Origin of the sequence: Arthrobacter globiformis (assembly GCF_003261175.1) — a bacterium.
GTDB classification, from domain to species: domain Bacteria; phylum Actinomycetota; class Actinomycetes; order Actinomycetales; family Micrococcaceae; genus Arthrobacter; species Arthrobacter globiformis_A.
In genome coordinates, this window is record NZ_QLNP01000098.1 from 216584 (window position 1) to 243284 (window position 26701).

At 66.7% G+C, this 26701-nt stretch carries 25 protein-coding genes and 2 tRNA genes; 19 read left to right on the forward strand and 8 right to left on the reverse strand.

Features of this window, described 5'->3' with window-relative positions; all coding sequences use genetic code 11:
* Nucleotides 1–2 precede the first annotated feature (2 nt).
* Nucleotides 3–728 carry a Tat pathway signal protein gene (locus tag DBZ45_RS17545; protein WP_111905135.1) on the reverse strand — a complete coding sequence of 242 codons (726 nt, stop codon included), beginning with the start codon at nucleotides 726–728 and terminating at the stop codon, nucleotides 3–5.
* Between the two features lie 239 nt (nucleotides 729–967).
* On the opposite strand from DBZ45_RS17545, the gene DBZ45_RS17550 reads away from it, so the two are divergent.
* The 4 genes from DBZ45_RS17550 to DBZ45_RS17565 all read left to right on the forward strand — a co-directional run bounded on the left by DBZ45_RS17550 (nucleotide 968) and on the right by DBZ45_RS17565 (nucleotide 4714).
* A complete protein-coding gene (locus DBZ45_RS17550; protein WP_111905136.1) occupies nucleotides 968–1621 on the forward strand; it encodes an MOSC domain-containing protein in 654 nt (217 codons plus the stop codon).
* 505 nt (nucleotides 1622–2126) lie between these two features.
* Nucleotides 2127–4226 carry a DEAD/DEAH box helicase gene (locus tag DBZ45_RS17555; protein ID WP_111905137.1) on the forward strand — a complete coding sequence of 700 codons (2100 nt, stop codon included), beginning with the start codon at nucleotides 2127–2129 and terminating at the stop codon, nucleotides 4224–4226.
* A gap of 281 nt (nucleotides 4227–4507) precedes the next feature.
* Nucleotides 4508–4579: transfer RNA gene (locus DBZ45_RS17560), tRNA-Thr, on the forward strand.
* Nucleotides 4580–4640: 61 nt separating this feature from the next.
* Nucleotides 4641–4714 (forward strand) — tRNA-Met (locus DBZ45_RS17565).
* Between the two features lie 145 nt (nucleotides 4715–4859).
* Here the strand turns inward: DBZ45_RS17565 and DBZ45_RS17570 are convergent.
* Nucleotides 4860–5621, reverse strand: a complete 762-nt coding sequence (locus DBZ45_RS17570) for an HNH endonuclease family protein (RefSeq protein ID WP_111905138.1) — start codon at nucleotides 5619–5621, stop codon at nucleotides 4860–4862.
* 228 nt (nucleotides 5622–5849) lie between these two features.
* On the opposite strand from DBZ45_RS17570, the gene DBZ45_RS17575 reads away from it, so the two are divergent.
* The 3 genes from DBZ45_RS17575 to DBZ45_RS17585 all read left to right on the forward strand — a co-directional run bounded on the left by DBZ45_RS17575 (nucleotide 5850) and on the right by DBZ45_RS17585 (nucleotide 8855).
* Nucleotides 5850–6422 (forward strand): dihydrofolate reductase family protein, encoded by a 573-nt coding sequence (locus DBZ45_RS17575; RefSeq protein ID WP_111905139.1) that lies wholly within the window; start codon nucleotides 5850–5852, stop codon nucleotides 6420–6422.
* Nucleotides 6423–6497: 75 nt separating this feature from the next.
* Entirely contained in the window at nucleotides 6498–7157 is a 660-nt protein-coding gene (locus DBZ45_RS17580; RefSeq protein WP_111905140.1) for an SDR family oxidoreductase, read from the forward strand.
* Between the two features lie 126 nt (nucleotides 7158–7283).
* Nucleotides 7284–8855, forward strand: a complete 1572-nt coding sequence (locus DBZ45_RS17585; RefSeq protein ID WP_111905141.1) for a Na+/H+ antiporter — start codon at nucleotides 7284–7286, stop codon at nucleotides 8853–8855.
* A gap of 36 nt (nucleotides 8856–8891) precedes the next feature.
* Here the strand turns inward: DBZ45_RS17585 and DBZ45_RS17590 are convergent, their stop codons facing one another.
* Nucleotides 8892–10094: an ROK family transcriptional regulator gene (locus DBZ45_RS17590; protein WP_111905142.1), complete on the reverse strand. Its 1203-nt coding sequence runs from the start codon at nucleotides 10092–10094 to the stop codon at nucleotides 8892–8894.
* Nucleotides 10095–10322: 228 nt separating this feature from the next.
* On the opposite strand from DBZ45_RS17590, the gene DBZ45_RS17595 reads away from it, so the two are divergent.
* The 5 genes from DBZ45_RS17595 to DBZ45_RS17615 all read left to right on the forward strand — a co-directional run bounded on the left by DBZ45_RS17595 (nucleotide 10323) and on the right by DBZ45_RS17615 (nucleotide 16330).
* Nucleotides 10323–11630 (forward strand): ABC transporter substrate-binding protein, encoded by a 1308-nt coding sequence (locus DBZ45_RS17595; RefSeq protein ID WP_111905143.1) that lies wholly within the window; start codon nucleotides 10323–10325, stop codon nucleotides 11628–11630.
* A 23-nt stretch (nucleotides 11631–11653) separates the two neighbouring features.
* On the forward strand, nucleotides 11654–12601 hold the full coding sequence (locus DBZ45_RS17600; protein WP_111905144.1) for a carbohydrate ABC transporter permease: 948 nt from the start codon (nucleotides 11654–11656) through the stop codon (nucleotides 12599–12601).
* The gene (locus DBZ45_RS17605; RefSeq protein WP_111905145.1) at nucleotides 12601–13512 is read left to right on the forward strand and encodes a carbohydrate ABC transporter permease; all 912 of its coding nucleotides are present in this window, start codon (nucleotides 12601–12603) and stop codon (nucleotides 13510–13512) included. The genes DBZ45_RS17600 and DBZ45_RS17605 overlap by 1 nt, the downstream gene beginning before the upstream one ends.
* 52 nt (nucleotides 13513–13564) lie before the next feature.
* Complete coding sequence (locus DBZ45_RS17610; RefSeq protein WP_111905146.1) at nucleotides 13565–15274, forward strand: glycoside hydrolase family 13 protein; 1710 nt, start codon at nucleotides 13565–13567, stop codon at nucleotides 15272–15274.
* A gap of 87 nt (nucleotides 15275–15361) precedes the next feature.
* Nucleotides 15362–16330, forward strand: a complete 969-nt coding sequence (locus DBZ45_RS17615; RefSeq protein ID WP_111905147.1) for an aldo/keto reductase — start codon at nucleotides 15362–15364, stop codon at nucleotides 16328–16330.
* 94 nt (nucleotides 16331–16424) lie between these two features.
* Here DBZ45_RS17615 and DBZ45_RS17620 read toward each other — a convergent pair whose 3' ends face one another.
* Nucleotides 16425–17345, reverse strand: a complete 921-nt coding sequence (locus tag DBZ45_RS17620; RefSeq protein ID WP_111905148.1) for a TauD/TfdA dioxygenase family protein — start codon at nucleotides 17343–17345, stop codon at nucleotides 16425–16427.
* 81 nt (nucleotides 17346–17426) lie between these two features.
* Nucleotides 17427–18464: an ABC transporter substrate-binding protein gene (locus DBZ45_RS17625; RefSeq protein WP_111905149.1), complete on the reverse strand. Its 1038-nt coding sequence runs from the start codon at nucleotides 18462–18464 to the stop codon at nucleotides 17427–17429.
* Between the two features lie 338 nt (nucleotides 18465–18802).
* Here DBZ45_RS17625 and DBZ45_RS17630 point away from each other — a divergent pair, with 338 nt between their 5' ends.
* The 7 genes from DBZ45_RS17630 to DBZ45_RS17660 all read left to right on the forward strand — a co-directional run bounded on the left by DBZ45_RS17630 (nucleotide 18803) and on the right by DBZ45_RS17660 (nucleotide 24082).
* Complete coding sequence (locus tag DBZ45_RS17630) at nucleotides 18803–19666, forward strand: HpcH/HpaI aldolase/citrate lyase family protein (protein ID WP_111905150.1); 864 nt, start codon at nucleotides 18803–18805, stop codon at nucleotides 19664–19666.
* 27 nt (nucleotides 19667–19693) lie between these two features.
* Complete coding sequence (locus DBZ45_RS17635) at nucleotides 19694–20635, forward strand: DUF2797 domain-containing protein (RefSeq protein WP_111905151.1); 942 nt, start codon at nucleotides 19694–19696, stop codon at nucleotides 20633–20635.
* A gap of 31 nt (nucleotides 20636–20666) precedes the next feature.
* Nucleotides 20667–20891 (forward strand): DUF3188 domain-containing protein, encoded by a 225-nt coding sequence (locus tag DBZ45_RS17640; RefSeq protein WP_111905152.1) that lies wholly within the window; start codon nucleotides 20667–20669, stop codon nucleotides 20889–20891.
* Nucleotides 20892–20936: 45 nt separating this feature from the next.
* Complete coding sequence (locus DBZ45_RS17645; RefSeq protein ID WP_111905153.1) at nucleotides 20937–21398, forward strand: FAS1-like dehydratase domain-containing protein; 462 nt, start codon at nucleotides 20937–20939, stop codon at nucleotides 21396–21398.
* A gap of 2 nt (nucleotides 21399–21400) precedes the next feature.
* Nucleotides 21401–21838, forward strand: coding sequence for a MaoC family dehydratase (locus DBZ45_RS17650; protein ID WP_111905154.1), 438 nt, complete (start codon nucleotides 21401–21403; stop codon nucleotides 21836–21838).
* A 7-nt stretch (nucleotides 21839–21845) separates the two neighbouring features.
* Nucleotides 21846–22913 carry a UDP-N-acetylmuramate dehydrogenase gene (locus DBZ45_RS17655; protein WP_111905320.1) on the forward strand — a complete coding sequence of 356 codons (1068 nt, stop codon included), beginning with the start codon at nucleotides 21846–21848 and terminating at the stop codon, nucleotides 22911–22913.
* A 62-nt stretch (nucleotides 22914–22975) separates the two neighbouring features.
* Nucleotides 22976–24082 (forward strand): winged helix DNA-binding domain-containing protein, encoded by a 1107-nt coding sequence (locus DBZ45_RS17660; RefSeq protein WP_111905155.1) that lies wholly within the window; start codon nucleotides 22976–22978, stop codon nucleotides 24080–24082.
* Nucleotides 24083–24450: 368 nt separating this feature from the next.
* Here DBZ45_RS17660 and asd read toward each other — a convergent pair whose 3' ends face one another.
* From asd to DBZ45_RS17675, 3 genes are all read right to left on the reverse strand, one after another.
* Nucleotides 24451–25581, reverse strand: a complete 1131-nt coding sequence (gene asd, locus DBZ45_RS17665) for an aspartate-semialdehyde dehydrogenase (protein WP_111905156.1) — start codon at nucleotides 25579–25581, stop codon at nucleotides 24451–24453.
* A 76-nt stretch (nucleotides 25582–25657) separates the two neighbouring features.
* A complete protein-coding gene (locus DBZ45_RS17670; RefSeq protein WP_111905157.1) occupies nucleotides 25658–26059 on the reverse strand; it encodes a hypothetical protein in 402 nt (133 codons plus the stop codon).
* Nucleotides 26052–26699 carry a hypothetical protein gene (locus DBZ45_RS17675; protein ID WP_111905158.1) on the reverse strand — a complete coding sequence of 216 codons (648 nt, stop codon included), beginning with the start codon at nucleotides 26697–26699 and terminating at the stop codon, nucleotides 26052–26054. Before DBZ45_RS17675 ends, DBZ45_RS17670 begins: the two co-directional genes overlap by 8 nt.
* Nucleotides 26700–26701: the final 2 nt, after the last annotated feature.

The window sequence follows — 26701 nt, forward strand, 5'->3', positions numbered from 1 at the left end:
GACTAGCCTCCCGTGCTTCCGCCCTTGGAGCTGCTGCCGAAGCCGCCCCTGCTGACTGTCCCGCCCTTGCTGCTGTAGCCCGTGGACGTCTTGGCCCCCTGCGGCACCGTCCTGGTGAAGTTCGGGTAGGCCGTCCGGTTCTGGCCGATGCCCGGGACGCTGGCCCCGCGCGAATAGAAGTACCAGGCGTAGAGGGCCCCGCCGCGCCCGGCCGAGCTGTTGCACTGGGTATCCTCGACCCGCTCACCGGTTTCCTCGTTGAAGCAGACCTGGGCGTAGTCGGGGTCCTGCTCGTTGCTGGCCACGATCGCCGTGATGGTGCCGGCCAGGAGCGCCGTGACGCCGAGGCCCACCACCACCGTGCGGCGCTGCGACCGCTTCTTCCGTGCAGCGGCGTCGCGCTCGCGGTCACGGGCGAACGGGTCGAAGACGGGGCTGGGCTGGGGGAATCCGGTTTGGTTCTGGTTTCCGGGGCCTTGGCCGCCTGGGCCCTGCTTCTGTGCGCCTGCGGTTCCCTTGCGGGGCTTCCCCGCCTTTGGCTTTCCGGGGCTTTCCTGTCCGGGTGTGCCGGGGGTCAGCAGTTCGGGGTGGAGCTCAGGTTTCGGCACCTGCCATGGCGGCGGCTTGGCCGGGCCGCCGGACGCACCGCCCGAGCGGTCGTTCCCGCCGGACTCGTCGTCGCTCCGGCCCCCGTGAGCGTCCTTGCTCGGGTCCTTCTCCGGGTCCATGGTTCCCCCTGCTGCTCCATGCTGTTGAATACGTGTGCTGTCGAATACGTGTGCTGCTGAACGCGGCGCTGGTGGCGGCCGGAACGCTTGGCTGCGGCCGGCGGAACCGGCTGTCCATGCCGGTAAACACTGCAGCAAGCCTAGTGGCTGGAAGGTGCTGCGGTGAATAAATTTCCCTGCCCGACTATCCCTCGGAACCACCAAAAGCGCTGGTCAGGCCGAGAACCTAGACTAATGCCATGCACACAGCCACTCTTCTTGCCGTTTGCCGGGTCCACCAGCTCCTCCCGGACGAGGGAAGCGTGGGCGTCACCGCCATCGACAAACGGCCGGTGGACGGCCCGGTCAAGGTGCACAAGCTCGGTCTGCACGCCGACATCCAGGCCAGCCGCATCCACCACGGGGGAGAGGACCAGGCACTCTACGCTTACTCCCAGGCCGACGCCGACTACTGGATCGGCGAGCTGCAGCGCGAACTGCCGCCCGGGATCTTCGGGGAGAACCTCCGCGTGGCAGGGATCGAGACCACGGGCGCCGTCATCGGTGAACGTTGGCGGATCGGGCTGGACGTTGAGGTTGAGGTCACCTCGCCGCGAGTTCCGTGCGCTACCTTCCAGCGGCGCATGGACGAGATCCAGTGGGTCAAGCGGTTCACGCAGGCTGGCCGGGTGGGTGCCTACCTGCGCGTCACCAAGACCGGCTCTGTGCAGGCCGGCGACCACATCCACCGCCTCTTCGTGCCCAAGCATGGTGTGACCGTCGGCCGCTGGTTCAGCGAGCCCGACGTCGACGCCATCGAGGCCCTGCGCGATGCCGAGGCCGACGGCGAAATCCGGCTGCAGCCCGAGTACCACGACCGGTTCGAGAAGATGCTCCGCCGCGTGGGCCGCTAGTACGCAGGAGCTGGCCCGGCGGCCTTGCCGCATTTCTGCACCGCTTTGGCCGGGTTCCCCCGTAAGTGCCCCCTGGACCGGCGCGGGCGCCGGCCGCGGCCGCCGCGGAAACCGGTGCAGAAATGCCGCGTGTGCCCAAGCTCACCACCCCTGCCGGCCCCTCGGTTCGGTCGCATGGGGGGTCATGCCTTACACTTGAAATATCCCCCACTCCGGAAATCCCTTATTCCTGCCCAATTTTTGAGGCAGGACTGGCAAGTGTTGGGGCCCGCCAATGTGATGCGGGCAGTTTCATAGGGAGAGCCGGCTGAAGAAAACGCTGTACAGACTGCTGGGATAGCAGCCAAGAGATGCAGTGTGAAGTCCTGCCACGGGATTGCGAAAGCGCCGGACTTCTACGTGACCGGCCGGTCAATGTATGCCCGGCGCCCACGGCACATGTACTGCGGCTCCGCTCACCTCGGGTTGTGCCGCCTGGCCCCCTATGGATGAGGAACATTTCCCTATGCCCGAAAATCACGACGACGCCCAGAACATCAACGCCACTGAGACGGCAACCGCCGAAACCGCCAACGTTGAATTCACCGAGGCTGCTGTCCCCGCAGCCGAGCCCGCCGAAGCCGCAGCCCCTGCCGCTGAGGCCCCTGCTGCCAAAGTCGATGAAAACGATGAAGAAGGCGTGAAGTTCGCCGATCTCGGCATCGACGGCCGCGTGCTGGCCGCCCTGCAGGACGTCGGCTACGAAAAGCCTTCCCCGATCCAGGCAGCAACCATCCCGCTGCTGCTTGAAGGCCGCGACGTCGTGGGCCTCGCCCAGACCGGCACCGGTAAGACTGCAGCATTCGCAGTACCGGCACTGTCCCGCCTGGCCGAGCTCCACGACCTCAACGGCCCGTCCCGCAAGACGCAGGCCCTGGTTCTCGCCCCGACCCGCGAGCTCGCGCTCCAGGTTGCCGAGGCCTTCACCTCGTACGCCAAGCACATCGATGACTTCACCGTCCTCCCCGTCTACGGCGGCTCCGCCTACGGCCCCCAGCTCGCCGGCCTTCGCCGCGGCGCCCAGGTTGTCGTTGGTACTCCCGGCCGAGTGATCGACCACATCGCCAAGGGCTCCCTGGACCTGTCCGAGCTCCAGTACCTGGTGCTGGACGAGGCCGACGAAATGCTCCGCATGGGCTTCGCCGAAGACGTCGAGCAGATCTTCCAGCAGACCCCGTCGGACCGCCAGGTGGCACTGTTCTCCGCCACCATGCCGAGCCAGATCCGCCGGATGTCCAAGCAGTACCTGAACAACCCGGCCGAGGTCCAGGTCAAGTCCAAGACCACCACCGGCGCCAACACCCGCCAGCGCTACCTGCAGGTCATGGGCCCGCACAAGCTCGATGCCATGACCCGCATCCTCGAGGTCGAAGAGTTCGACGGCGTCATCGCGTTCGTCCGCACCAAGATGGCCACCGAGGACCTCGCCGACAAGCTGCGCGCCCGCGGCTTCCAGGCTGCCGCCATCAACGGCGACATCCCGCAGCAGCAGCGCGAACGTACCGTCGACGCGCTCAAGGAAGGCCGCATCGACATCCTGGTTGCCACCGACGTCGCCGCCCGCGGTCTTGACGTCGAGCGCATCAGCCACGTGGTCAACTACGACATCCCGCACGATACCGAGTCATACGTGCACCGTATCGGCCGCACCGGCCGTGCCGGCCGGTCCGGCGACGCGATCCTGTTCATGACTCCGCGCGAGAAGTACCTGCTGCGTTCCATTGAGAAGGCCACGCGCCAGCCCGTGGAGCAGATGCACCTGCCAACCGCCGAAACCGTCAACACCCTGCGCCTGGGCAAGTTCGCCGACAAGATCACCGAGACGCTCGAGTCCGAAGACGTGGCGGCATTCCGTGACCTGATCGCGTCCTACGAGGAAGAGCACAACGTGCCGGCAGCAGAAATCGCTGCGGCACTGGCCGTGATGGCCCAGGGCGGCCAGCCGCTGCTGGTCAAGGAACTGCCTGCTGCTCCGGAGTACCAGAAGCGCGAACGGTCCAAGGACGGCTTCGGCTCCCGCGGCCCGACCCGTGCGCTCACGGAGGGCAACGCCACCTACCGGATCGCCGTCGGACGCCGCCAGCGCGTCATGCCGGGTTCCATCGTGGGCGCCATCGCCAACGAAGGCGGCATCTCGTCGTCGCAGATCGGCGGCATCGACATCCGCTCCGACCACTCGCTGGTGGAGCTGCCGGCAGACCTGAGCCCCGATCAGCTGAAGGCCCTGTCCCGCACGCGGATCGGCGGCGAGCTGATCCACCTCGAGCTGGACTCCGGCCGCAAGCCTTCCGGTGACCGCGGCGGCTACCAGGGCAACCGTGGCGGCGACCGCGGCGGCAACTTCAAGGGCGGCGGCGGTTTCAAGAAGGAATTCCGCAAGAACGACGGCGAGCGTTCCTCCGCGGACCGCGGCGGCCGTTCGTACAGCGAGCGTTCCGAACGTTCCTTCGGTGAGCGCGGCCAGTCGAGCGACTCCCGCTTCGGCGGCCACGGCGACGGCTCGCGCAAGCCGCGCCATGGCAACGAGGGCGGCCACCGCGACTTCAACCGCAAGGGCAAGTGGTAGTCACCTCATCGGGATAATTTCCGCGATGATGACGCTGCGGTGAATTCCGCATCCGAATAGAAACAGGCCGGCTGATCAGCCGGCCTGTTTCTATTTAAGGCTGTTCTTCCGGCGGCGTGTTTCCTTCATCACATCCGCGTCCGGAAAAGTCCCGGTGAGGCATCCGGAGGTGGCCTGCAGCCCGCCCGGAGCCTGTAATTCCGGGCTTTTTTGGCCTCGGGGACCCCGTTCGGCAGCCGATTTGTTGAGTGCGAAATCTTCGGGTAGAGTATTTACTCGTTGCCCCCCTAGCTCAGTGGTAGAGCGCGTTCTTGGTAAGAACGAGGTCACCGGATCGATTCCGGTGGGGGGCTCTGAATGAGGGCCTGTGTCAAGGCGGTCTTGACCGGCTTGACACGGGTTTTTCTCATTCATGGCGGTGTAGCTCAGTTGGTTAGAGCGCACGACTCATAATCGTGAGGTCGGGAGATCGAGCCTCCCCACCGCTACAGAATCTGCAGGCCAGAGGCATTCAGCCCCTGGCCTGCTTTTGTTTTAAACAGCACCGGCCCACGAAAAAGCCCCGCACCGCCGTTCTGATCTGCTCAGGTTGGGCGGTGCGGGGCTTCTCGGCTGCGGGGCTCCCGCGCCGGCCTAAGCCTTCGTGACGCTGATGCGCACGTTCGGGCAGGAGTCGGCGTAGCGGATCAGGGCTGCCTTCTCGGCGCTGTCCACCCGCAGGCCCCAGCGGATCTTCACCGCGATCCAGTTGCCGACGTACTCGCAGCGGTTGGCCGGCGGCATCCAGGCCTCAGGCCCCTTCGCCTGCTTGGCGGAGTTCAGCGCCGCCGTCTGCGCGTTCAGGGACCGTCCGTCGCCGAGGTCGTTGTAGAACGCCACCCGGCGAGCCTGCGACCAGTAGCGGGCACCTGAGCCCCACGCCTCGTGGACGGGAACGGTGTGGTCGATCTCCACGGCCGACGCCGAATAGTGCGTCCGGTTGTCCCACCTGGTGACCCAGCGGGCCGTGCGCACGGTGCAGCGGCGCGCAGTGGTGTACGTTGCGCCGGCTTTTGCCTCCTGCAGCAGGACCTCCGCCCGGGTGTTCTGGCAGTCACGGTTGGTGTCCAGCCAGGTGCCGAAGTAGCGGGTCCGGTCGTAGCCGGCGTTGTTCTCCGCGGCCACCGCGAGGGCGCGGGCGGCGGTGCGCAGCGGCGCGGAATAGTAGGTGGCAGCCTCGGCGGGGACTGCGAGTCCGGTGAGCAGCAGGCCGGCGGCCACGGCGGCGGCTGAGAGCGACCGGACCCAAAGGCCGGACGTGATGGACGCAGTGACGGCAACCGCCCGGCGTCGGGCCTGTTTGAACGGGCCAGCGGGCTTGGACGGTCGTGTGTGATTGAACGTGCCTAGCGGCATGATTCCCCCATGATGAATCCTGGAACGGTACGAATTGCTTGATGCATCAACCAGCATGTCAGCCGGATGCGGGAGAATCGGATCCTTGATCAGGTCTTGACGCAATCCTGTGGCAACGCTGCGACTGCCGCCAAAATCAGCGCAACCGTTGTCTTTCGGGCGGCATGAACCTAAGGTCGGACTGCTGCAGGAGGCACACAAGCAGGCAGGCGGACAAGAGGAGCCGGCATGGCCAGACTGATCTACTCCGGGCTCATGTCCGTTGACGGGTACATCGCGGACCGGGACGGCAACTTCGACTGGGCCGAGCCTGACGCCGAGGTGCATTCCTTCGTCAACGAGCAGATGCGGCCGGCTGGAACCCACCTGCTCGGCCGCCGGATGTACGAGGTGATGGCCGCCTGGGAGCATCCGGAGGACTTCGGCGAGCTCGCCGACCTGCCCGCTCACATCCGCGACTTCGCCGAGCTCTGGAAGGCAGCGGACAAGGTGGTCTTCTCCCGGACCCTGCAGGACGTGACCACCGCCCGGACCAGGATCGAGCGGGATTTCAGCGCCGGCGCCGTCGGACGGCTCAAGGCAGAGGCCAGCCGGGACCTGGCGGTGGGCGGCGCGGAGCTCGCCGCGGCCGCCATCCGGGCCGGGCTGGTGGACGAGTTCCAGATGTTCCTCTCGCCCGTGGCGGTGGGAGGCGGCAAGCGCTTCCTCCCGGACGACGTCCGCCTCCGGCTTGAGCTGCTCGGGGAGCGGCGGTTTGGCAACGGCACGGTGTTCCTCCGTTACGCCAACCGGACGGAATGACCTGGTGGACGCAGAGGGGCGGGCTGATGACCTGCGGCGGGCGCCTGCGGCCCGGAGGTGGGACACAATGGGGACATGACCCGCATCGCAATCATCGGCGGCCACGGCAAGGTGGCCCTGCAACTGTCCGCCCTCCTCACCGAACAGGGGCACAGCGTCACGTCCTTCATCCGCAATCCGGACCATGCGGCCGACGTCGCCGCCACCGGTGCATCGCCGTCGGTCCTTGACGTTGAAAACTCGACGACGGCGGACATCGCCGCCGCGCTCCGGGACCACGACGCCGTGGTCTGGTCAGCCGGCGCCGGGGGAGGGGACCCGGCCCGCACCTACGCGGTAGACCGGGACGCTGCCATCCGTTCCATGGACGCGGCCGCGGAGGCCGGCGTCGGGCGCTACGTGATGGTGTCCTACTTTGGCGCAGGCCCGGACCACGGGGTGCCTGAGGGGCACAGCTTCCACGCGTACGCCGCGGCCAAGGCCGCCGCCGACGAGTACCTCCGCAGCACCAACCTCGAATGGACCATCCTGGGGCCGGGCTCCCTGACCGAGGGGCCGGGGAACGGGCTGATCGACGTGAACCCCGAGGACGCCGGCACCGGCACGCACACCTCGCGTGCCAACGTGGCCATCGTTGCCGCCGCGGTGCTGGACCGGCCCGGAAGCGCCGGCAAGACCATCGAATTCCGAGACGGCACCGAGCCGGTCGCGGCCGCGCTGGACGCCCTGCAGTAGCCCTGCGGCAGCCCGGCGGGGAGCAGCGCCGCCGGCGAGGCCGCGCCCCCGGGTGTTCCCGGTAGGGTTGAAAGGCACGGCCGCCCTTGGTCCAGAGGCGCGGCGCACTCCGGGGAAAGTGGGCACATGGACCAGCTGGCACTCATCATCGGGCTCCTGCTCGCCACTGTGGTGGCCGTAGGCCTCGGGGACCGGCTGCGGCTGCCCTATCCGGTCCTGATGCTGCTGCTGGCCGTTGCGCTGACATTCATCCCGGGCTTCCCGGACATCGAGATCCCGCCGGAGCTGATCCTGCCCATCTTCCTGCCGCCGCTGCTGTTCGCCACGGCCCAGCGGAGCTCCTGGGCCGTCTTCCGGGTCCGGTGGCGCACACTCATCATGCTCGCCGTGGCCCTGGTGGTCATCTCCACCGCGGTGGTCGCCGGCGTCGCCTGGCTTATGATTCCCGGGATCGGCATCCCCGCCGCCATCGCGCTCGGAGCCATGGTGGCCCCGCCTGACCCTGTCGCGGTGGAGTCCGTTGCCGGCCGCGTGCATATGCCCCGGCGGTTAATCACGGTGCTGCAGAGCGAAGGGCTATTCAACGACGCCGCCGCCATCGTCATCTTCCAAGCCGCTGTTGCCGCCGCCGTCGGCGGCACACGGATAGGGCCCGACGTCGTCCTCAAGTTCGTCGTGGGAGCGGCGCTTGCCGTCGTGGTCGGCATCGCCATGGGCTGGCTGACGTCGCTGATCACGCGGCTCGTGGCCTCCATGGTGGCCCGCAGCGCCGTGACCCTGGTGGTGCCCTTTGCCGCCTACATCCTGGCCGAGGAATTCCACGCCTCCGGCGTCATCGCCGTTGTGGTCACCGCCTTGGAGATGCAGCGGCACACCCGCCCGCAGGACGCCGCGGAGCGGGTGACCCGGACGGCCTTCTGGGACGTGGTGGAGCTCTTGGTGACGGGTCTTGCCTTCGGGCTCGTGGGGCTCGAGATCCAGGACGTGATCCATGCGGAGGGCGCGGCAATCTTCGGCATGGTGGGAACCGCCGTCGTGGTCTGCGTCCTGGTGTTCGCTGTACGGTTCGGCTGGCTGGGGCTGCTGGCCCTCTCCGCCCGCAGACGGAAGAACCTGCTGCAGCCGACCTCCGCGAAGGAGGTCCTGATCCTCACATGGTGCGGCATGCGCGGCCTCGCCACCCTCGCCCTTGCGCTGGCACTGCCGCTGACGCTCGCGGACGGCACGCCGTTCCCGGCCCGGGACGAACTGCTGGTCATCGCCTGTGCGGTGCTGCTGGCCACGCTGGTCCTGCCGGGTCTGACCCTGCCGTGGCTGATGAAGGTCCTGAATGCGTCCCAGGACGGAACCGAGGAGCGCGACGCCGCGCGGCTCCTGGCCCGCCGTGCGCAGGCAGCCGCCGTCGCTGCGCTGAAGGACAACGAGCTCATGAAGGAGCTGCCACCGGAGAAGGTGGCGCTGGTGAAGGAGAAGATGACCCGGCTCCATGCCGAACTGCTGGACGGCAGCCTCCGCAACGAGAGCCTGGCCGAGAAGCGTGAGCGGGGCAGGGAGCTGGCCATCACGGTCCAGACCATCGCGCTGGACGCTGCACGGCAGGAAGTCGTCGCGGCCCGCAGTGAACCGGACATGGACCCCGAGGTGGCCGACAGGGTGCTGCGCCAGCTCGACCTGCGGACCATGATCATGCCGGAGTAGTGATCATGCCGGAGTAGTGATCACGCCGGTCCCGGGTCACGCCGGGAGGTTGAGCTCCAAATCCAGGGTGTTCGTCTCGACGTAGTCCAGGGCACGCCGAACCGCGCCCACTGTCACGATCGAATCCCCCAGCGGCGAGACCGCCACCCGCGGCGGGGTGGCCGTGAACTCGGGCAACCGGGCGGCAATGGGCCCGAGCAGGACCCCCGCAGAGTTGGCCACGGCCCCGCCGATCACCACGAGTTCGGGGTTGATCATGGTGGCCACCGAGCCGATTACCCGGGCCATCCTGTCGGCCAGCCGGTCCAGGATTTTCAGAGCCTCCGAGTCGCCGGCGGCCGCGGCGGCAAAGACGTGCTCCGCCTCGGCCCCCGTGGCCGCATGGTCGCGAAGGGACGTCTTTGCGGTGCCCTTCAGCGACTCCGCGGCCCAAATCCGCGCCAGCGTCGCTATGCCGAACGTGTCGCCGACGCCCTCCACCAGGTCCAGGTACGCGAGTTCACCCGCGCCACCGCCGCTGCCATGGAGCAGGCGGCCGCCTTCGATGACGCCGGAACCGAAGCGCTCACTCGCCAGGATCACGACGACGTCGTCCACACCCGCCGCCGCGCCCCGCCACCGGTCGCCCAAGGCGGCCAGGTTGGCGTCGTTCTCCAGCAGCACCGTCCATCCCCTGAGTTTGTACAGCGCGGACCCAAGGCCGACGTCGAACAGCCCCCAGAAGTGCTGGGACGCGAGGACGTTGCCTTTCCGGTCCACCGGGGCGGCGATGCCGGCGCTGACGGCCAGTACGGCGTCGGGGGAGGCCCCGACCCCGTTCAGCGCCATCATGGCGGCCCGGTCAATGACCGCGACCCGTTCCTCGGCGGAAATGTCCTCAATGTCAAACGGCTGGCTGGCCCGTCCCAGCGCCTTGCCGCGAAGATCGGACACCACCACCGTTGCCTTCGAGAAGCCCACATCCATTCCAAGGACGAAGCCGGCCCGCTCGTTGAGTTCGAACCGCCGGGCAGGTCGCCCCTTCTGGTAGCCGCCGAAGGCGCGCTGGTTCTCCAGTTCGGTGATCCACCCGCGCTGCATGAGGTCTTCGCACACGGAGATGGCGGTGGCCCGGGTCAGGCCGGTTGCCTGGATGACTTCAGTGACTGTCACCGCACCCGAGGCGCGCATGAAGTCCAGGACTGCACCGGCGCTCACGCGCCGCAGCAGCTGGGGTGTGGCCGCCGTCATTTCGGACATGGTGTTGACCTCCTTGTGCTCTGCCCCACATAATACTTGAGGAACTAAATTTAGATTCCATATAAATTCTCTTCGTGGGCCGGACGGCCACCGCCCACGGAAATTCCCTTCCAGCTTTTCCTCCGCCTTTTGCAAAGGAGCAACTGTGAACAGCCCTTTGAAGTACTCCCCATTCCGCAATGCGCAGCGGCGCACCACCTGCCAGCACTCCGCCCCGGCCTTCGCGCTGTGAACGCAACTTCTCTTGCCCGCGACACTCAGTTCAGCCGCCGCGCGCTCTTAAGGGCGGCCGGGCTCGCCGGCGCGGCAGCCGTCCTTCCGCTGGCGGGCTGCGGCTCGGTGCCCAGCAGCCAGAACGGCGTCACCACGCTGCGCTTCATGCAGAACAAGCCCGAGGTGGTGGCCTACTTCAACCAGGTCATCAAGGACTTCGAGGCCCTCAACCCGGACATCCGCGTCATCCAGGACTTCAACGAGGGCAACTTCGTTCCCGGCCTGGTCCGCAACGACCCGCCCGACGTCGTGACCCGCGGCTTCGCCCAGGCCACCGCCGACTTCGTCCGCAAGGGCGTGTTCGCCGACCTCTCCGACCTGCCCGCCGCGGCCACGATCGACCCCAAGATCCAGGACCTGGTCAGCTCGTGGGGACAGTACAACGGGCACGAGACCAGCGCCCTCCCGTTCTCCCTGGCCGCTGCCGGGGTCATCTACCGCCGGGACATCTTCGAAGCGCAGGGCGTCTCTGTCCCCACGACGTGGGACGAGTTCGTCGCCGCCTGCGAAAAGTTCAAGGCCGCCGGCATCACCCCCATCTACGGCACCTTCAAGGACAACTGGACCCTTGGGCAGGGCATGTTCGACTACGTGGCCGGCGGCGCCCTGGACATCGTGGACTTCTTCGCCAGGCTCACGGCCCAGGGCGCCGCCATCAGCGCGGACGCCGCGGAGTCGTTCACCAGCAACTTCGGCCCGGCCCTGCCCAAGATGCTCGAGCTGGCTTCGTTCTCGCAGAAGGGCGCCGCCAGCAAGAACTACGCGGACGGCAATGCTGCGTTCGCCAAGGGCCAGGCGGCGATGTACCTGCAGGGCCCGTGGGCACTTTCCCAGCTTGTGGCCGCCAACAAGAATGTCAGGCTCGGCAGCTTCCCGCTGCCCGTCACGAACAACCCCGCGGACACCAAGGTCCGGGTGAACGTGGACATGGCCCTGTCCATCACGCGCAACACCCCGAACATGGCCGCGGCGCGGCGGTTCGTCAGCTACCTGCTGGACCCCTCGGTGGTGAACGCCTACAGCGAGAAGAACGCGGCGTTCTCGCCGCTTAAGGAAGCTCCCGCCGTCGAGAATCCCCAGATCACCGGACTTGCCGCCTCGGTGCGGGAGGGGCGGTACTACCAGGGAGCCACCACCTACTTCCCGCCGTCGGTCCCGCTGTACAACTACGTCCAGGCCTTTGTGTACGGCAAGAACAGCCAGCAGTTCCTTTCCGCCCTCGACGACGAATGGCGCCGGGTCGCCGAGCGCACCGCGGTCTGACCCGACATAATCCAGGAGCCCCCATGACTACAACCTCCGAGATGGCGCAGGTATCGCAGCCCGCCGCTTCGACAGTTCCCCCGAAAGCCACGTCGCGGGCCATCAGGTCTAAGAACAGGATCGACCCCACCTACTACTGGATGGTGGTGCCGGTCCTGGCACTGTTCGCCTTCTTCATCACCCTGCCGGCACTCGTCGGCGTGTTCTTCAGCCTGACGAACTACGCCGGTTACGGCGACTGGAAGTTCATCGGACTGTCCAATTACGTCAACATATTCAAAGACCCGGCGATCCTGCAGTCCTACATCTTCACCTTCGTTTTCGCCCTGACCACCACCGTGGTGGTCAACATCGTGGCACTCGCGATCGCTCTCGGCCTGAACGCCAAAATCAAGTGGCGCACCGGCATCCGCACCGTGTTCTTCATCCCCATGGTGCTCTCGGCCCTGGTGGTGTCCTTCGTGTTCAACTACCTGTTCTCCAACACCCTGCCCGTGCTGGCGGACCGCTTCGGCGTGACGCCGCTGGCCACGAGCATCCTGGCGAACGAGAACCTCGCCTGGCTGGCGATCGTGCTGGTCACGGTCTGGCAGGCGGCTCCCGGCGCCACCATCATCTACCTGGCCGGGCTGCAGAGCGTACCGGCCGAGGTGTATGAAGCCGCCGACCTCGACGGCGCCGGCAGCTTCCGGCAGTTCCTGAGCCTGACCCTGCCGCTGATCCTGGGGTACCTCGTCATCAACGTGATCCTCGGCTTCAAGGGCTTCCTGGGGACCTACGAAATCATCGTGGGCCTCACCGGCGGCGGTCCCGGCATGGCCACCCAGTCCGTGGCCATGCGGATCTTCTCCGGCTTCACGGGCGGGGACTACTCCTACCAGATGGCGAACGCGGTCATCTACTTCCTGATCACCCTGCTCATCTCCGTCATCCAGCTGCGCCTCATCCAGCGCCGGGGGGTTTCTCTCTAATGACCGCATCCACACTTTCCTCTCCGGGGAACCGCACGAACCCGCTCCGCAGGGAGAACTGGTCCGGCAGGACCCGCAAGTCCGGCCGGGAAGGCTACAAGGTCAACTGGTGGCTCACTGCACTGATGCTGGTGGCGTCCCTGACTGTCCTGCTGCCGCTGTACTTCACCGTAGCCATGGCACTGAAGTCCCCGGACCAGATCGGAACGGGCACAGGCCTGGCCTGGCCGAACCCGATGAACTGGGAGAACTTCGCCGCCGCCTATGTGGCCACCAACTTCCCGGTTGCCTTCATGTCCACCGCCTTTGTCACGGTCTTCAGCGTCCTCGGTTCGCTGGCCTGCAGCTCGCTGGTGGCCTACGCCATCGCCAGGAACTGGAACCGGAGGTTTTTCCGGGGCTCATTCGTGTACCTGCTCTCGGCCATGTTCATCCCGTTCCCGGTGATCATCCTGCCGCTGATCAAGCAGACGGCCCTCCTCGGCCTGGACAACCCGGGCGGCGTGGTGTTCCTGCACGTGCTGGGCGGGATCTCGTTCAACACGCTGCTGTATATCGCCTTCGTGCGCTCCATCCCGGTGGAGCTGGAGGAATCGGCCCGGCTCGACGGCGCCACCACCTGGCAGGTGTTCCGGAAGATCATCTTCCCGCTGCTGGCCCCGATGAACGCCACCGTGGGCATCTTCGCCTTCCTCGGCTCATGGAACGACTTCCTGCTGCCGCAGATGATGATCGCCGATCCCGCCCTGCAGACCCTACCGGTGGTGCAGATGCTCTTCCAGGGAGAGTTCAACACCAATTACAGCCTCGCGTTCGCGTCCTACCTGATGGCCATGGCCCCCACATTGGTGGTTTACATCCTGGCCCAGCGTTGGGTACTCTCCGGAGTCATGCGCGGGGCCGTCAAGTAGACCCATCAAACCAGTCCAGCAACAACCCCACCCACAAGAAAAGGATCATCCCTTGTCCACCACCGCCACGCTGGCAACCCTTTCCGATTCCGACCGCCTGGCCGATCCGAACTGGTGGCGCCAGGCGTCCGTCTACCAGATCTATCCCCGCAGCTTTTCCGACTCGAACGGTGACGGCCTGGGCGACATCAAGGGCATCACGGCCAAGGTCCCGTACCTGAAGTCCCTCGGGATCGACGCCGTCTGGCTCAGCCCGTTCTACCCTTCGGCGCTCGCCGACGGCGGCTACGACGTGGACGACTACCGCAACGTGGACCCGAAGCTCGGCACACTGGACGACTTCGACGAGATGGCCAACGCGCTCCACGCCGCCGGCATCAAGCTGATCGCGGACATCGTCCCGAACCACTCCTCGGACCGGCACGAATGGTTCAGGGAAGCCCTCGCCTCCCCGAAGGGTTCACCGGCCCGGGACCGCTACATCTTCCGTGACGGCAAGGGCCCCAACGGCGAGTTCCCGCCGTCGGACTGGGACTCCGTCTTCGGCGGCCCCGCTTGGGAGCGCATCACCGAACCGGACGGCACCCCCGGCCAGTGGTACATGCACATCTTCGCCAAGGAACAGCCGGACCTGAACTGGGCCAACCGGGAAATCCGCGACGACTTCCTCAAGACCCTGCGCTTCTGGTCAGACCGCGGGGTGGACGGCTTCCGCGTTGACGTGGCGCACGCGCTCACCAAGGACCTCACCGAACCGCTGCTGTCCAAGCTGGAGCTGAGCGCCGCCAACACCGGCACGGACGGGTTCGACGACGGGTCGCACCCGTTCTGGGACCGCGACGAAGTGCACGAGGTCTACGCCGAGTGGCGCGAAGTCTTCAACGAATACAACCCGCCGCGCACCGCCGTCGCCGAAGCCTGGGTGCACGCCACCCGCCGTGCCCGCTACGCCAGCCCCGAGGGCCTGGGCCAGGCGTTCAACTTCGACCTCCTGCAGGCGGACTTCGACGCGGAGGAGTTCCACGAGATCATCACCCGTAACCTGGCCGAGGCGGCCGCCACCGGCGCCTCGTCCACCTGGGTGTTCTCCAACCACGACGTCGTCCGGCACGCTACCCGCTACGGCCTGCCCAAGGGATCCAAGGGCAAGCACGCCAAGGGCCAGGACGGCAAGGCCTGGCTGCTGGCCGGCGGACCTGAGAAGGAACTCGACGCCGAGCTCGGCCAGCGCCGTGCCCGCGCCGCAACGCTCCTCATGCTCGCGCTGCCCGGCTCCGCCTACCTGTACCAGGGCGAGGAACTGGGCCTGCAGGAAGTGGCGGACATCCCTGAGTCCGAACGCCAGGACCCGTCATTCTTCCGCAACAGGGGAGTGGAAGTGGGCCGTGACGGCTGCCGCGTGCCGCTGCCGTGGGCGGTGGAAGGCACCTCTTTCGGGTTCGGCGACGGCGGCGCACACCTGCCGCAGCCCGACTGGTTCAGCAGCTACGCCGTCGAGGCGCAGGACGGCACCCAGGGCTCCACGCTGGAGCTCTACCGCAATGCCCTGAAGCTGCGCCGTGAGCTGCAGGACGCCGAAGAGCTGGAATGGATCGAAACCGGAAACCCGGACGTCCTGCACTTCAGCCGCCCCGGTGGCTGGCAGGCGGTCACCAACTTTGGGGACACCGCCGTCGACCTCCCTGCCGGCACGGTGCTGGTGAGCAGCGCACCGCTGGAAAGCGGCAAGCTGCCGGCCAACACCACGGCCTGGCTGCGCTGACATAACTCCACAACAAGCAGAGGTGGCGGTGCCCGGCCGGGGCGCCGCCACCTGTGCGTCTGCCGCGACTCATGAAAGAGTGAAGCAATGACCGATCACAACGTTCCATCGTCCGCGCAGGAGCTCATCTACGGCTGCATGGGCCTTGGCGGCGGATGGTCCGACGAACCGCATGACGTCCACCACGTCGAGGAGGCCGCTGCCGCCGTCGACGCGGCGCTGGATGCAGGCATTACGTTGTTCGATCACGCGGACATCTACCGCCGGGGCAAGTCCGAGGCTGTCTTCGGTGAGGTGCTGGCGTCAACGCCGGGCCTGCGCGAGCGCATCCGGCTGCAGACCAAGTGCGGCATCCGCCTCAACGAGCGCGGGCTGGAGACGCACTACGATCTCAGCGGCGACGCGATCATTGAGCGTGTGAACGGCAGCCTCGAACGCCTGCGCACCGACTACGTGGACCTCCTCCTGCTGCACCGCCCGGATCCCCTGATGGACCCCGCGGAGGTGGCGGCCGCCGTCGGGAAGCTGATGGCGGAGGGCAAGGTGCGGGCGCTGGGCGTGTCCAATATGTCCGCCGCCCAGATCGAGTTCCTGCAGGACAGCCTGGAAACCCCGGTGGTGGCCAACCAACTGGAACTCAGCCTGCTCAAGCGCGACTGGCTGGAAAGCACGGTGCTTGTGAACCATCCGGATGCCCACGGCTACAGCTTTCCGCACGGGACGCTGGAGTACTGCGCCCGGCAGGGGATCACGCTGCAGGCCTACGGTGCCCTGGCCCGCGGCCACTACACCGGCAACCCGCCCGAACGGCCCACCCCGGCCGAGAGCGCCACAGCCGAGCTGCTGGCGGAGATGGCCCGGGAGAAGGACACTACGGTGGAGGCTGTGCTGCTCGGGTGGCTGATGAAGCATCCGGCCGGGATCGCGCCGGTCATCGGCACCGCCAACCCGGACCGGATCCGTGCCTGCGCCGGGGCCTCGCGCGCGGCCCAGAGCATGACCCGGGCCGAGTGGTACCGCCTGTGGGTCACGGCCCGCGGGAGCAACATCCCTTAAACCCAACTAGCTCGCAGTTGTTGTCGTTTTGACGGCTCAAAACGACAACTAATGCGAGCTAGCTGGGCGGGCGCCCTCCCGGCGGGAAGCGACCCTAGAGCGCGGCGATCTCCGAGTACGTGGAGGCATCACCCTTCAGGGCCTGGCTCTGCTTGCCGTCCACGCCCACCGGGATGTCCCCGGCGATGGTGACGCGGTTGAGCTTGCGCGGCTGGCCGTCGTAGTTGTCCGGGGCGTAGTGCTGCGTGATCCGGTTGTCGAAGAGCACCAGCTGGTTCGGTTCCCAGTTCACGCGGACCACGTTTTCCGGACGGGTCACGTAGGCCTGGAGCAGCCGGATGATGTCCCTGGACTCGGTGTTGGACAGACCCACGATGCGCAGGCGCTGCGCGAAGCCCCCGATGAACAGCCCGCGCTCGCCGGTCAGCGGGTGGACACGGACCACGGGGTGGGCCGTCTCGAACTTGAGCCGCGTGAACTCTTTGCGGCGCTCCTCGGCGTTCGCGTGCTCCAGGTTCTTGGGCACCGAGTAGTCGTAGTCGTTGGTGTGGATGGCCCAGAGGGTGTCGGCGAAGTTCCGCAGCTCCTCCGGCAGGTCGCTGTAGGCTCCGGCGGAGGAGGCGATCAGGGTCTCGCCGCCGTAGGCCGGGAGGTCGATGCTGCGCAGGGTGGACGCCTGCGGCGGGTTGACCACGAAGGTGACATCGGTGTGCCAGTTGTTGGCCGAACCGTTCTCGCTGTCCACGGGGAGGACGTTCTCCTCGCCCTCAACGGACGCAACGGTGGGGTGCGCCTTGGTGAGCGGGCCGAAGTGGCTGGCGAATTTCACCTGTGCCTCGTCGGTAAGGATGTTGGCTTCGCGGAACACCAGGGCCTTGTGCTCGTTGAGGGCTGCACGGATCTGTGCGACGGTCTCTGCGGACAGGTCGCCGCTGAGGTCCAGGCCGCGGATCTCGGCGCCGATGCGGGAGCCCAGCTTGGAGAATTCGAGCTTTGTTTCGGTAATGACAGTCATCGTTCTTTCCTCACTTTGTGCTGCGGATACTTTTTGAATCGGGGGGGGTAGCTTCTATTGGGCAGTAATGCGGGTCAGGCGTTACTTTGAAGCGGTCAGGAGACCGTTGAACTCGTTGGTGTAGAGCTTTTTCGTGTCCAGATCGGACTTGATGATGCCCACGGACTTCAGGTATTCCTCCCAGCGGGTGAAGTCCTCGTCCTTGATTTCGCCCTTGGCGGGGACGCCGACGCTCTTCCAGTACTGCAGGGCGGCCGGGTTCTCGTTGCGGCCGCGTTCCTTCAGGATCTTGGTGAGCCGGGCAATGACGTCCTTGCGGGGCGTGGCCCGCTCCCACTCGATGGCCTTGGCTACGCCCGTGGTGAAGGTCCGGACCGTGTTGGGGTTCTGGGCGAGGAAGTCTTCCCGGAAGACGTAGGGCCCGCCGGCAAACGCCCCGAACAGGTTGAAGTCGCTGAAGACGGACCGCAGCCCGCCGTTGGCAACGGCCTTGTCCTGCAGGATGCTGCCGAGGGAGCCGGCGTCCACCTGGCCGCGGCGGATGGCTTCCTCCGTGTCGTTCGGCGGAACCACCACCAGCTGGACCTGCTTGATCTCGTCCGCGCTCAGGCCGTTCTTGCGGAGGTAGGTGTTAATGACCGCCTCGGAGTGGGCGCCCAAGGTGTTCACGGCGATCTTCTTGCCGATGAAGTCCCGGGCGGTCTTGATCGGGCTGTCTTCCTTCACGTAGAAGCCGTTGAAGGTCTTGCTGTCCTCGCCGTAGTAGTTGATGACAGCCTTCACCGGAGCGCCGGCCTCAACGAGCTTCACCACGGCGCCGGCGAACGCGCCGCCGAAGTCGGTCTGGCCCGTCGCTGCGGACTGGATGTCCTGGGGGCCGCTGATGGTGTTGCCCACCCAGTTCAGCTTTACGTCACCCAGGTAGCCGAGGTCCTCCGCCAGCTCGGGAAGGGTCACGCTGTTGGCCCAGCCCTGGTAGCGGAGCTCCTTGACTTCGTTGGCGCCGGGAGCGCCGGTACGGCCTGTGTCATCGCCGGCGGCACTCCCGCCGCAGCCGGACACCGTCAAGGCGATGACGACGGCGGCCGCAGCACTCAGGATGGTCAGGTGTCGTTTCATTGGTGGTTCCTTCAGGGGGTTGGTTGGCTGGTTCGCCACGTTCGCTCCGGCCGCTGCAACGGCCGATGGATCGATGTAAGCGCACTCGGACGAAGCAGGAAAGCGCCCCGGTCACGGCGGGAAACCGTTGGAAATCCGCGGAAACACGGCGCAACAGCGGGACATGAGGCGCCCCGTTGCGGCCGGTGAATCCCCGTGACAGGCGGCAGTAAAGACCCCCCGACGGGCGGTACACTGTGGGATTTGGGCGCTGCGCTGACGCCTTTTGTTCGTATTGGTCTGCCCTGGCGGGCCGATCTGCGTCGCGCATACGGGCGCCCGCCCGATACGGTAGAACCATGACGTCTTCCTCCACAGCCGAGATCACCCGGCAAGAACGCAATATCCCCGCCGAGATCGCCCGCTCGTGGCTGCTTGTCAACGCAATGAAAACCGAGCTTTTCGACCAGTCCGCCGTGTCCCGCGCGGACTCGATCATCCTGGACATCGAAGACGCCGTGGACCCCTCGCAGAAGGATGCCGCCCGCGAGAACGTCGTGAACTGGCTTTCCGGCGGCGGCCAGGCCTGGGTGCGGATCAACGACGCCACCAGCAAGTTCTGGGCCGACGACCTCGCGGGCCTGCGCGGCACGCCGGGGCTGCTCGGTGTCATGCTGGCCAAGACGGAGTCGGCTGACCAGGTCACCGAGTCCTTCCACCGCATGGACGGCAAGACCCCGGTCATCCCGCTCGTGGAGTCCGCGCTCGGCATCGAAGAGGCCAACCACATCGCCAAGGCCCAGGGTGCATTCCGCCTGGCGTTCGGCTCCGGCGACTTCCGCCGCGACACCGGCATGGCGAACACCCAGGAGGCCATGGCCTACCCGCGCGCCAAGCTCGTCGTGGCCAGCCGGGTGGGTAACCTGCCAGGCCCCATCGACGGCCCCACCGTGGGCACCAACCACCCGATCCTGCGCGAGCAGACCGGCGTCACGGTGATGATGGGCATGACCGGAAAGCTGTGCCTGGCCATCGACCAGACCAGCGTCATCAACGAGGTCATCAGCCCCACGCCGTCGGACGTCGCCTGGGCCACCGATTTCATGGCGGACTTCGAAGCCAACGGCCGCGTCATCCGCGACGGCTCCGACCTGCCCCGCCTCGGCCGCGCAGAGAAGATCATGAAGCTCGCGGTAGCGTTTGGCGTGCAGCCCGCGCTGTAAGCGCCATCAGCATTACCAGGAGGCCCCGTGACCGATACCCGTTATCTGGTGCACGGGGTCTTTTGGGATGGTCCGCCGGCCGTTTCCGCAGCGTCCGACGGCGGCAGGCCCGTTTTGCGCCTCCAGCACCATTCCGGCGGGTTCAGTGAGATGGCGCTCGACGCCGGCGCCCGCCTGGGGTTCCGCGTTGCGGACGGCGGCAAGCACTGTCTCGGCCACACCAGGGTTTTCTCCGCCGCCGAGCGCCGGCACGTCACCTGCCCGGACAGTGCGCAGGCGGTCCGGGGCAGCCAGTGTGAGCCCTGCCAGCTGGCAGACGACACCCGGCTGATCCACGACTTCCACCGCGGCGGGCGGGTCCCGGCGGGCCTCCGGGACTATCTCATGCAGCCGCACTGGCTCTACGTCGCCACGTTCGCCAACGGTGCCAGCAAGATTGGCACCGCCTCCCAGCCGCGCAAGTGGAACCGGCTGGCCGAGCAGGGTGCGGTGGTGGCCCGGTACGTTGCCCTGGCCGAGGACGGGCGGCTGGTGCGTGTCCTGGAGGACTTGGCCACGAGCGAAGCGGGCCTTGCCCAGCAGGTGCGCGGCGCGGCGAAGGCCGCGGCCCTGACGGACCCACTCCCCGCCGATGAGCTTGACCTCCACAACCGGCGCGGGGCGGAGGACGTGCGGACCCTGTTGGCGGGCACCGCCGTCGGGGGTTTTGCCATTGTGGATGAGCAGTGGATCCGTCCGGCGCAGGCCGCGGAGCTGTGCGCGGCCGTTTCCCGGCACGCCTACCCGCACGGGATGCACGGCGGAAGCCACGGCTTCACGCTCAAAGCCCTGTGCGGCAGCCACGGCCTGGCCGGCCTCGACGGCTCGGAGCTGGACTTCGTGGTGAACCTCGGGCTGCTGAAGGGGCGCCTGGTGGAACCGGGGGAGTACAGCTCGGAGGTGCCGGCGGTGCAGGAAGCCCTATTCTGAACGCGCCGCCCTGACTGGGTAAACTGGCACGGTGCTGCACGAATTCTGGGTCACCGCACCCAAGTCCTATAAAATCCTGGTCTTCATCGCAATGGGCCTTATCGCCGGCGGCCTGATCCTCAACATCGTGGGCAACGTCACCGCCAACCAGGTGCTCATGATCGCGTCCCTGCCGGTGATAGGACTGGGCCTCGTGCTGCATATGGTCGGCATGGTGGTCCGCGGCCAGAGGATCCGGAAGAACATCAGGAAATAATGACACGCATCCGACCTGCACGCCGGCCCCGATAGGCTTGAACCCATGACTATCAATCCGGACCTGCAGGGCCGAAGCTACCCTGCCGCTGAGGTGTACGACGTTGGCCGCGAGAAAATCCGCGAGTTCGCCCGCGCCGTCAAGGCCACGCACCCCGCCCACTTCGATGTTGACGCCGCGCAGGGCCTGGGACACCCCGACCTCGTGGCACCGCCCACGTTCGCGATCATCATCGCGCAGCGCGCCGACGCCCAGCTGATCGAGGATCCGGAGGCCGGCATCGACTTCTCCCGTGTCGTCCACGCAGACCAGCGCTTCACCCACCACCGCCCCATCTTTGCCGGCGACCGGCTCGTGGCGGAACTGCACGTCGACGGTGTACGCGCCATGGGGGGAGGTGCCATGATCACCACCCGCAGCGAGATCTTTGCACTGACGGACGGGGACGGGCGCGAGCCGGTAGCCACCACCAAGTCATCCATCCTGGTCCGCGGAGAGGGACAGTAGCCATGAGCCCCACATTCGAAGAACTCAGCGTCGGCCAGGACATTGGTGGCCGCAGCATCGACGTGACCCGGCAGGACCTGGTCAAGTACGCCGGCGCGTCGGGCGACTTCAACCCCATCCACTGGAACGAGGCCTTCGCCACCGGTGTCGAGCTTCCCGGCGTCATCGCCCACGGCATGTTCACCATGGGTGCGGCCGTGCAGCTGGTCAGCGACTGGGCCGGTGACCCGGCCGCCGTCGTCGACTACCAGACCCGCTTTACCAAGCCGGTGCTGGTCTCCGACACCACGGGAACCGGCGACGCCGGTGCCGTGATCGACGTCAGCGGCGCGGTCGGCGCGCTGGATGCCGATGCGCGCACCGCGCGCGTGGACCTCACCGTGGTGTTCGACGGTCAGAAGGTCCTCATGAAAGCCCAGGCCCTCGTCCGGTTGGCGTGAGGTGATGGTGACCCCTCCAATGCTTTCCGATCTGACCACGGCCGCCGTCGGCGGTCCCGCCGGCAAATATGTCGAGGCCCGCACCGAGGCCGAGATCATCGAGGCGGTGCGTGCCGCGGACGCCGCCGGTGAGCAGCTGCTGATCATCGGCGGCGGTTCCAACCTGCTGATTTCCGACGACGGGTTCCCCGGGACCGTCCTGAAAATCGCCTCGGAGGGGTTCACCGTCAACGCAGAGGACTCCTGCGGCGGCGTATCCGTGGTGGTCCAGGCCGGCCACAACTGGGACGCGCTGGTACAGCACGCCGTGCTCCACGCCTGGTCCGGCCTTGAGGCGCTATCCGGGATTCCCGGCGCCACCGGAGCCACACCCGTGCAGAACGTTGGTGCCTATGGCGCGGACGTCTCACAGACCATCGCCGCGGTCCGCACGTGGGACCGGGAGCGCAACGCCGTGAAGACGTTCACCAACTCGGAGCTGAAATTCGGGTACCGGGATTCGATCCTCAAGCAGACCACCGTCAGCGGCTCTCCGCGCTACGTTGTGCTGACGGTCGAGTTCCAGCTGCCGCTGGGCCGCATGAGCGCACCCATCCGCTATGCCGAGCTGGCGCGGGTTCTGGGCGTAGAACAGGGCCAGCGCGCCTACTCGAACGACGTCCGCCGCGAGGTCCTGCGCCTGCGCGCCTCCAAGGGCATGGTGCTGGACCCGGCCGACCGCGACACCTACTCCACGGGCTCTTTCTTCACCAATCCGATCGTGCCGCCTGCAGTGGCTGACGGACTCCCCGACAACGCTCCCCGGTACCCGGGCGGCCCCGATGGCGCGGTCAAACTGTCCGCGGCGTGGCTGATCGACAACGCCGGATTCGGCAAGGGCTTCGGGCTGGAGGCGGGCAGTGTCTCCGGGGGCCGGGCCTCGCTGTCCACGAAGCACACCCTGGCCATCACCAATCGCGGCTCGGCCAGCGCCACCGACATGGTGGCGATCGCACGCGAGGTGCGTGCCGGCGTCGTCGGGCGTTTTGGCATCGAACTGCACCCCGAACCGCTCCTGATCGGCCTCTCGCTCTAGGTCTGCCCGCGCCTGCTCCGGTAACCGGGCTGCTCGGATACGGGGAGCCCTAGGATGGGTCCATGGCTGCAACGGTGAGGATCCGGGTTACGCCCAAGGTGATGGGCCGGCTGAGGCTGGCGTCGCAGGGCCTGCTGGGGGCCGGATTCTCCGGGGTGCCGGAGGCAGTCCGCTCGATGACCGCGATGCAGGCCCAGGATCTCCAAGCGGCGCTGTGGGCGGTGGGTATCCGGGTTCCCGGCGCAGGCGTGAGCGACGTCCGCCGCGCCCTGGATGACGGGTCCGTGGTCCGGTCCTGGCCCATGCGGGGGACGCTGCACCTGCTGGCGCCCGAGGATCTGCGCTGGATCCTGAGCATCACCACGGCCCGGATGGTCCAGGGCACGGCCGGCCGGCACCGGCAACTGGAAATCACGGGCAGCGACATTGATGCTTGCCGGGATGTCGCGCTCAAACTGGTTGACGGCGGGCGAGCCGCCAGCCGCGGCGAACTGTTCGCGGCCTTCGAGGCGGCCGGGCAGCCCACTAAGGAGCAGCGCGGGATTCACCTGCTGTGGATGCTGTGCCAGAGCGCCACACTGGTGCCCGGGCCGCTGGACGGCAACCAGCAGAAGTTCGCTGCGTTCGGCCACTGGATCACAATGTCCCGTGACCTGGGCCGTGAGGAGGGGGTCGCCGAGCTGCTGCTGAGGTACCTGCGCGGCCATGGACCCGCCACGCTGCGCGACTTCGCGTGGTGGTCCAGCATTCCTCTGACCGAGGTGCGGCGGGCCCTGCCAGCGGTTAACAGCGAGTTGGTGGAGCTTGAGTACGACGGGACCCAGTACTGGATGTCGCCGGAGGCCGCGGCACTGCTGGACGACGGCGTGCCAGGCCAGCGCTCGGTTCTTGCCCTTCCGGGGTTCGATGAGTTTGTCCTCGGGTACACGGACCGAAGCATCGTGCTGCCGCCCGAGCATGCGCAGAAGATCGTTCCTGGCGGGAATGGCGTGTTCAAGAAGGCCGTCGTGGCTGGCGGCGAGGTGACCGGCACCTGGGCGAGGCAGGGGAGCGGGCGGAAGGCCGCCGTCGTACCCGTTCCCTTCGATGAGGCCAAGCCCCTGGGCCCGGCCGCCCTGGCGGGTTTCCGCCGCGCCGCCGAACGGTACGAGCGCTTCCTCGCGTCCTGACTGGCCCCGGACCCCGACCCGCCCTACTCCGAAGCTTCCTCAGGTTTGGTCGCCTTTTGTGGCGCGCTTCCTCAGGTTTGGTCGCGTCTTCTGATGCCCTTCCTCAGGGCTTGCAGCGACCAAAGAAGTGCTGCGGCACCCTTTGCCGAAGGGGTCGCCTGGGCACGATGGGACGTGAGGAAGCGTTTGCTCGAACCCGAGATGAGCTGAGGAAGGGTTGGTCGAACCCGACCGGAGGTGAGGAAGGGTTGCATCAGGCCGGGCCCGGACACAAAACCGGCCCCGCTCCGCATGAGCGGCCGGCCGTGACATAACAAGGGCAGGGCCGGTCGTGCGGGGCAGGGGCCGGTTGAGTGGCGGGAAGCTGGTTACAGCGTGCCGGTGGCGATGTTGAGCATGCGGCGCAGCGGCTCGGCGGCACCCCAGAGGAGCTGGTCGCCGACGGTGAAGGCGCTGATGTACTGCGGGCCCATCTCGAGCTTGCGGATGCGTCCCACCGGAATGGTCAGCGTACCCGAGGCAGCCACGGGGGTCAGGTCGGCCATAGAGGCTTCCTTAGAGTTGGGCACCACCTTGGCCCACTCATTGTCCTCGTCGAGCAGTTTCTCGATCTCGGCAACGGAGAGGTCTTCGCGGAGCTTCAGGGTGAGCGCCTGCGAGTGGGAGCGCATGGCGCCGATCCGCACGCAGAGGCCATCCATGATCACGTGGTTGTCATCCGAGGTGCCGAGGATCTTGTTCGTCTCGACGCCGGCCTTCCACTCCTCCTTGGACTGGCCGTTGCCGAGGTCAGCGTCGATCCAGGGGATAAGGGAACCGGCAAGCGGCACCCCGAACTGGGTGGCGTCGATGTCGCTACGCTGGTGGGCCAGTACCTTGCGGTCGATGTCCAGGATGGCCGACGCCGGGTCATCCAGTTCCGTGCTGACCTCGGCGTTGAGGGTTCCGAACTGGCTGAGCAGCTCGCGCATGTGCCGTGCGCCGCCGCCGGAAGCCGCCTGGTAAGTCATGGACGTGCCCCACTCGACGAGGCCGTTCTTGAAGAGGCCGCCGAGGCCCATCAGCATGCAGGACACCGTGCAGTTGCCGCCGACGAAGTCCTTGGTGCCGTTGACGAGGCCCTTGTCGATGACGTCGCGGTTGATCGGGTCCAGGACGATGATGGAGTCGTCGTTCATGCGCAGTGTGGAGGCGGCGTCGATCCAGAGGCCGTCCCAGCCGCGGCTGCGCAGTTCGCCGTGGACCTGCTTGGTGTAATCCCCGCCCTGTGCGGTGACGATAATGGGCAGCTTCGCCAGCGTGTCGACGTCGAACGCGTCCTCGAGCTTGCCTGCGCCTTCAGCAAACGAAGGCGCGGCACCTCCTGCGTTTGAGGTGGAGAAAAATACGGGGTTGATGTTGGCGAAGTCGCCCTCTTCCTGCATGCGCTGCATCAGGACGGAGCCGACCATGCCACGCCAACCGACCAGTCCAACGGACGGAGTAGCTGCTGTAGTCATTGGGCCAGTTTATCTTTGGATTTGGCGGGCCGCAGTCGGTTACGTCACGCCGCGATGGCCAAGGGGCCAACAGGCATCAGTCCACGGGACGTGGAAGGTTTCGCGCCTTGCGCAGCTTCTCGGCTTTGCGCTCCTTGAAATAGCCGGCCCAGCCTGCGAGCAGTGGGATCTGGATCACCAGGAACATCCACCATGTGCGGCCGAGGATGTCCCACTGGGCCGTGATCGCGATTTGAACCAGTCCGTACAGCATCCCTGCGAAGGCGATAGTGATGAGGACGGCAAGAAACAGCAAACCCCGCGAGCTGTTCACGGGTTTGATGAAGCCGCCGCCGTCATCCTTGCGGACGCCGTACTCTTCAGAGGTGTAAGCGACAACCTCGCCGTTCTCCGCGAGTCGATGCAGTACGCGTTCTTCCGGCGGCTGATAGGAAACGTAGCCGGGTTCCTGGGGAACGTCGCGGCTGCGCCTAGCCACGGGATTCCTCTATGGCCTTCAGGAGTCCGGCATCATCGAGGCCTTCGGTTTCCGCGACTTCATCCATGTCGAAGTTGGGGGTGCCAGTCGTCCACGAATCCGTGTCCCGCCGGATCAACAGGTTCTTTTCGCCGTCCAGGGTCTTGAAGACGAGGTACGCCGTTCCGTCCGCGTGCTGCTCGACATGTTGGCGGACCACGCGGAGGGTTGCCTCGGCAGAGCTGATTGAGGGGTCTTGGGCGAAGGCGAACCACGTTCCCAGCATCCGCGGCTGCAGCATCAGGGCCACGTCTGGAGCCTCAAGCAGCATCACGTTGTCCATGCTTTCTGGGGTTAGCAAAGAAAATTCGGTCCAGCGCGTCGCCTGTCCCAGAGCCGTAGCGACGGCCGCAGCCACCCCCTGCACAGCAAGGTCGCCGTCCTCGTCCAGGGTAGCCAGATCCCTTGCCATCAGCGACGAAGCCCCGGCCGTCGACAGAGTGGCATCGTCCACCAGGTCTTCGGCGCGAAAAGCACTGACAGAACGGTCCCGAGCGGGTCCTTCGAAAACGTTAAGCAGGTAGGCAAACTCGCCCACTCCGAAGCCGATGACATCAACACCGAGCCGCGGCTCCTGCTTTGTCTCATCCTGAGTGCTCATGT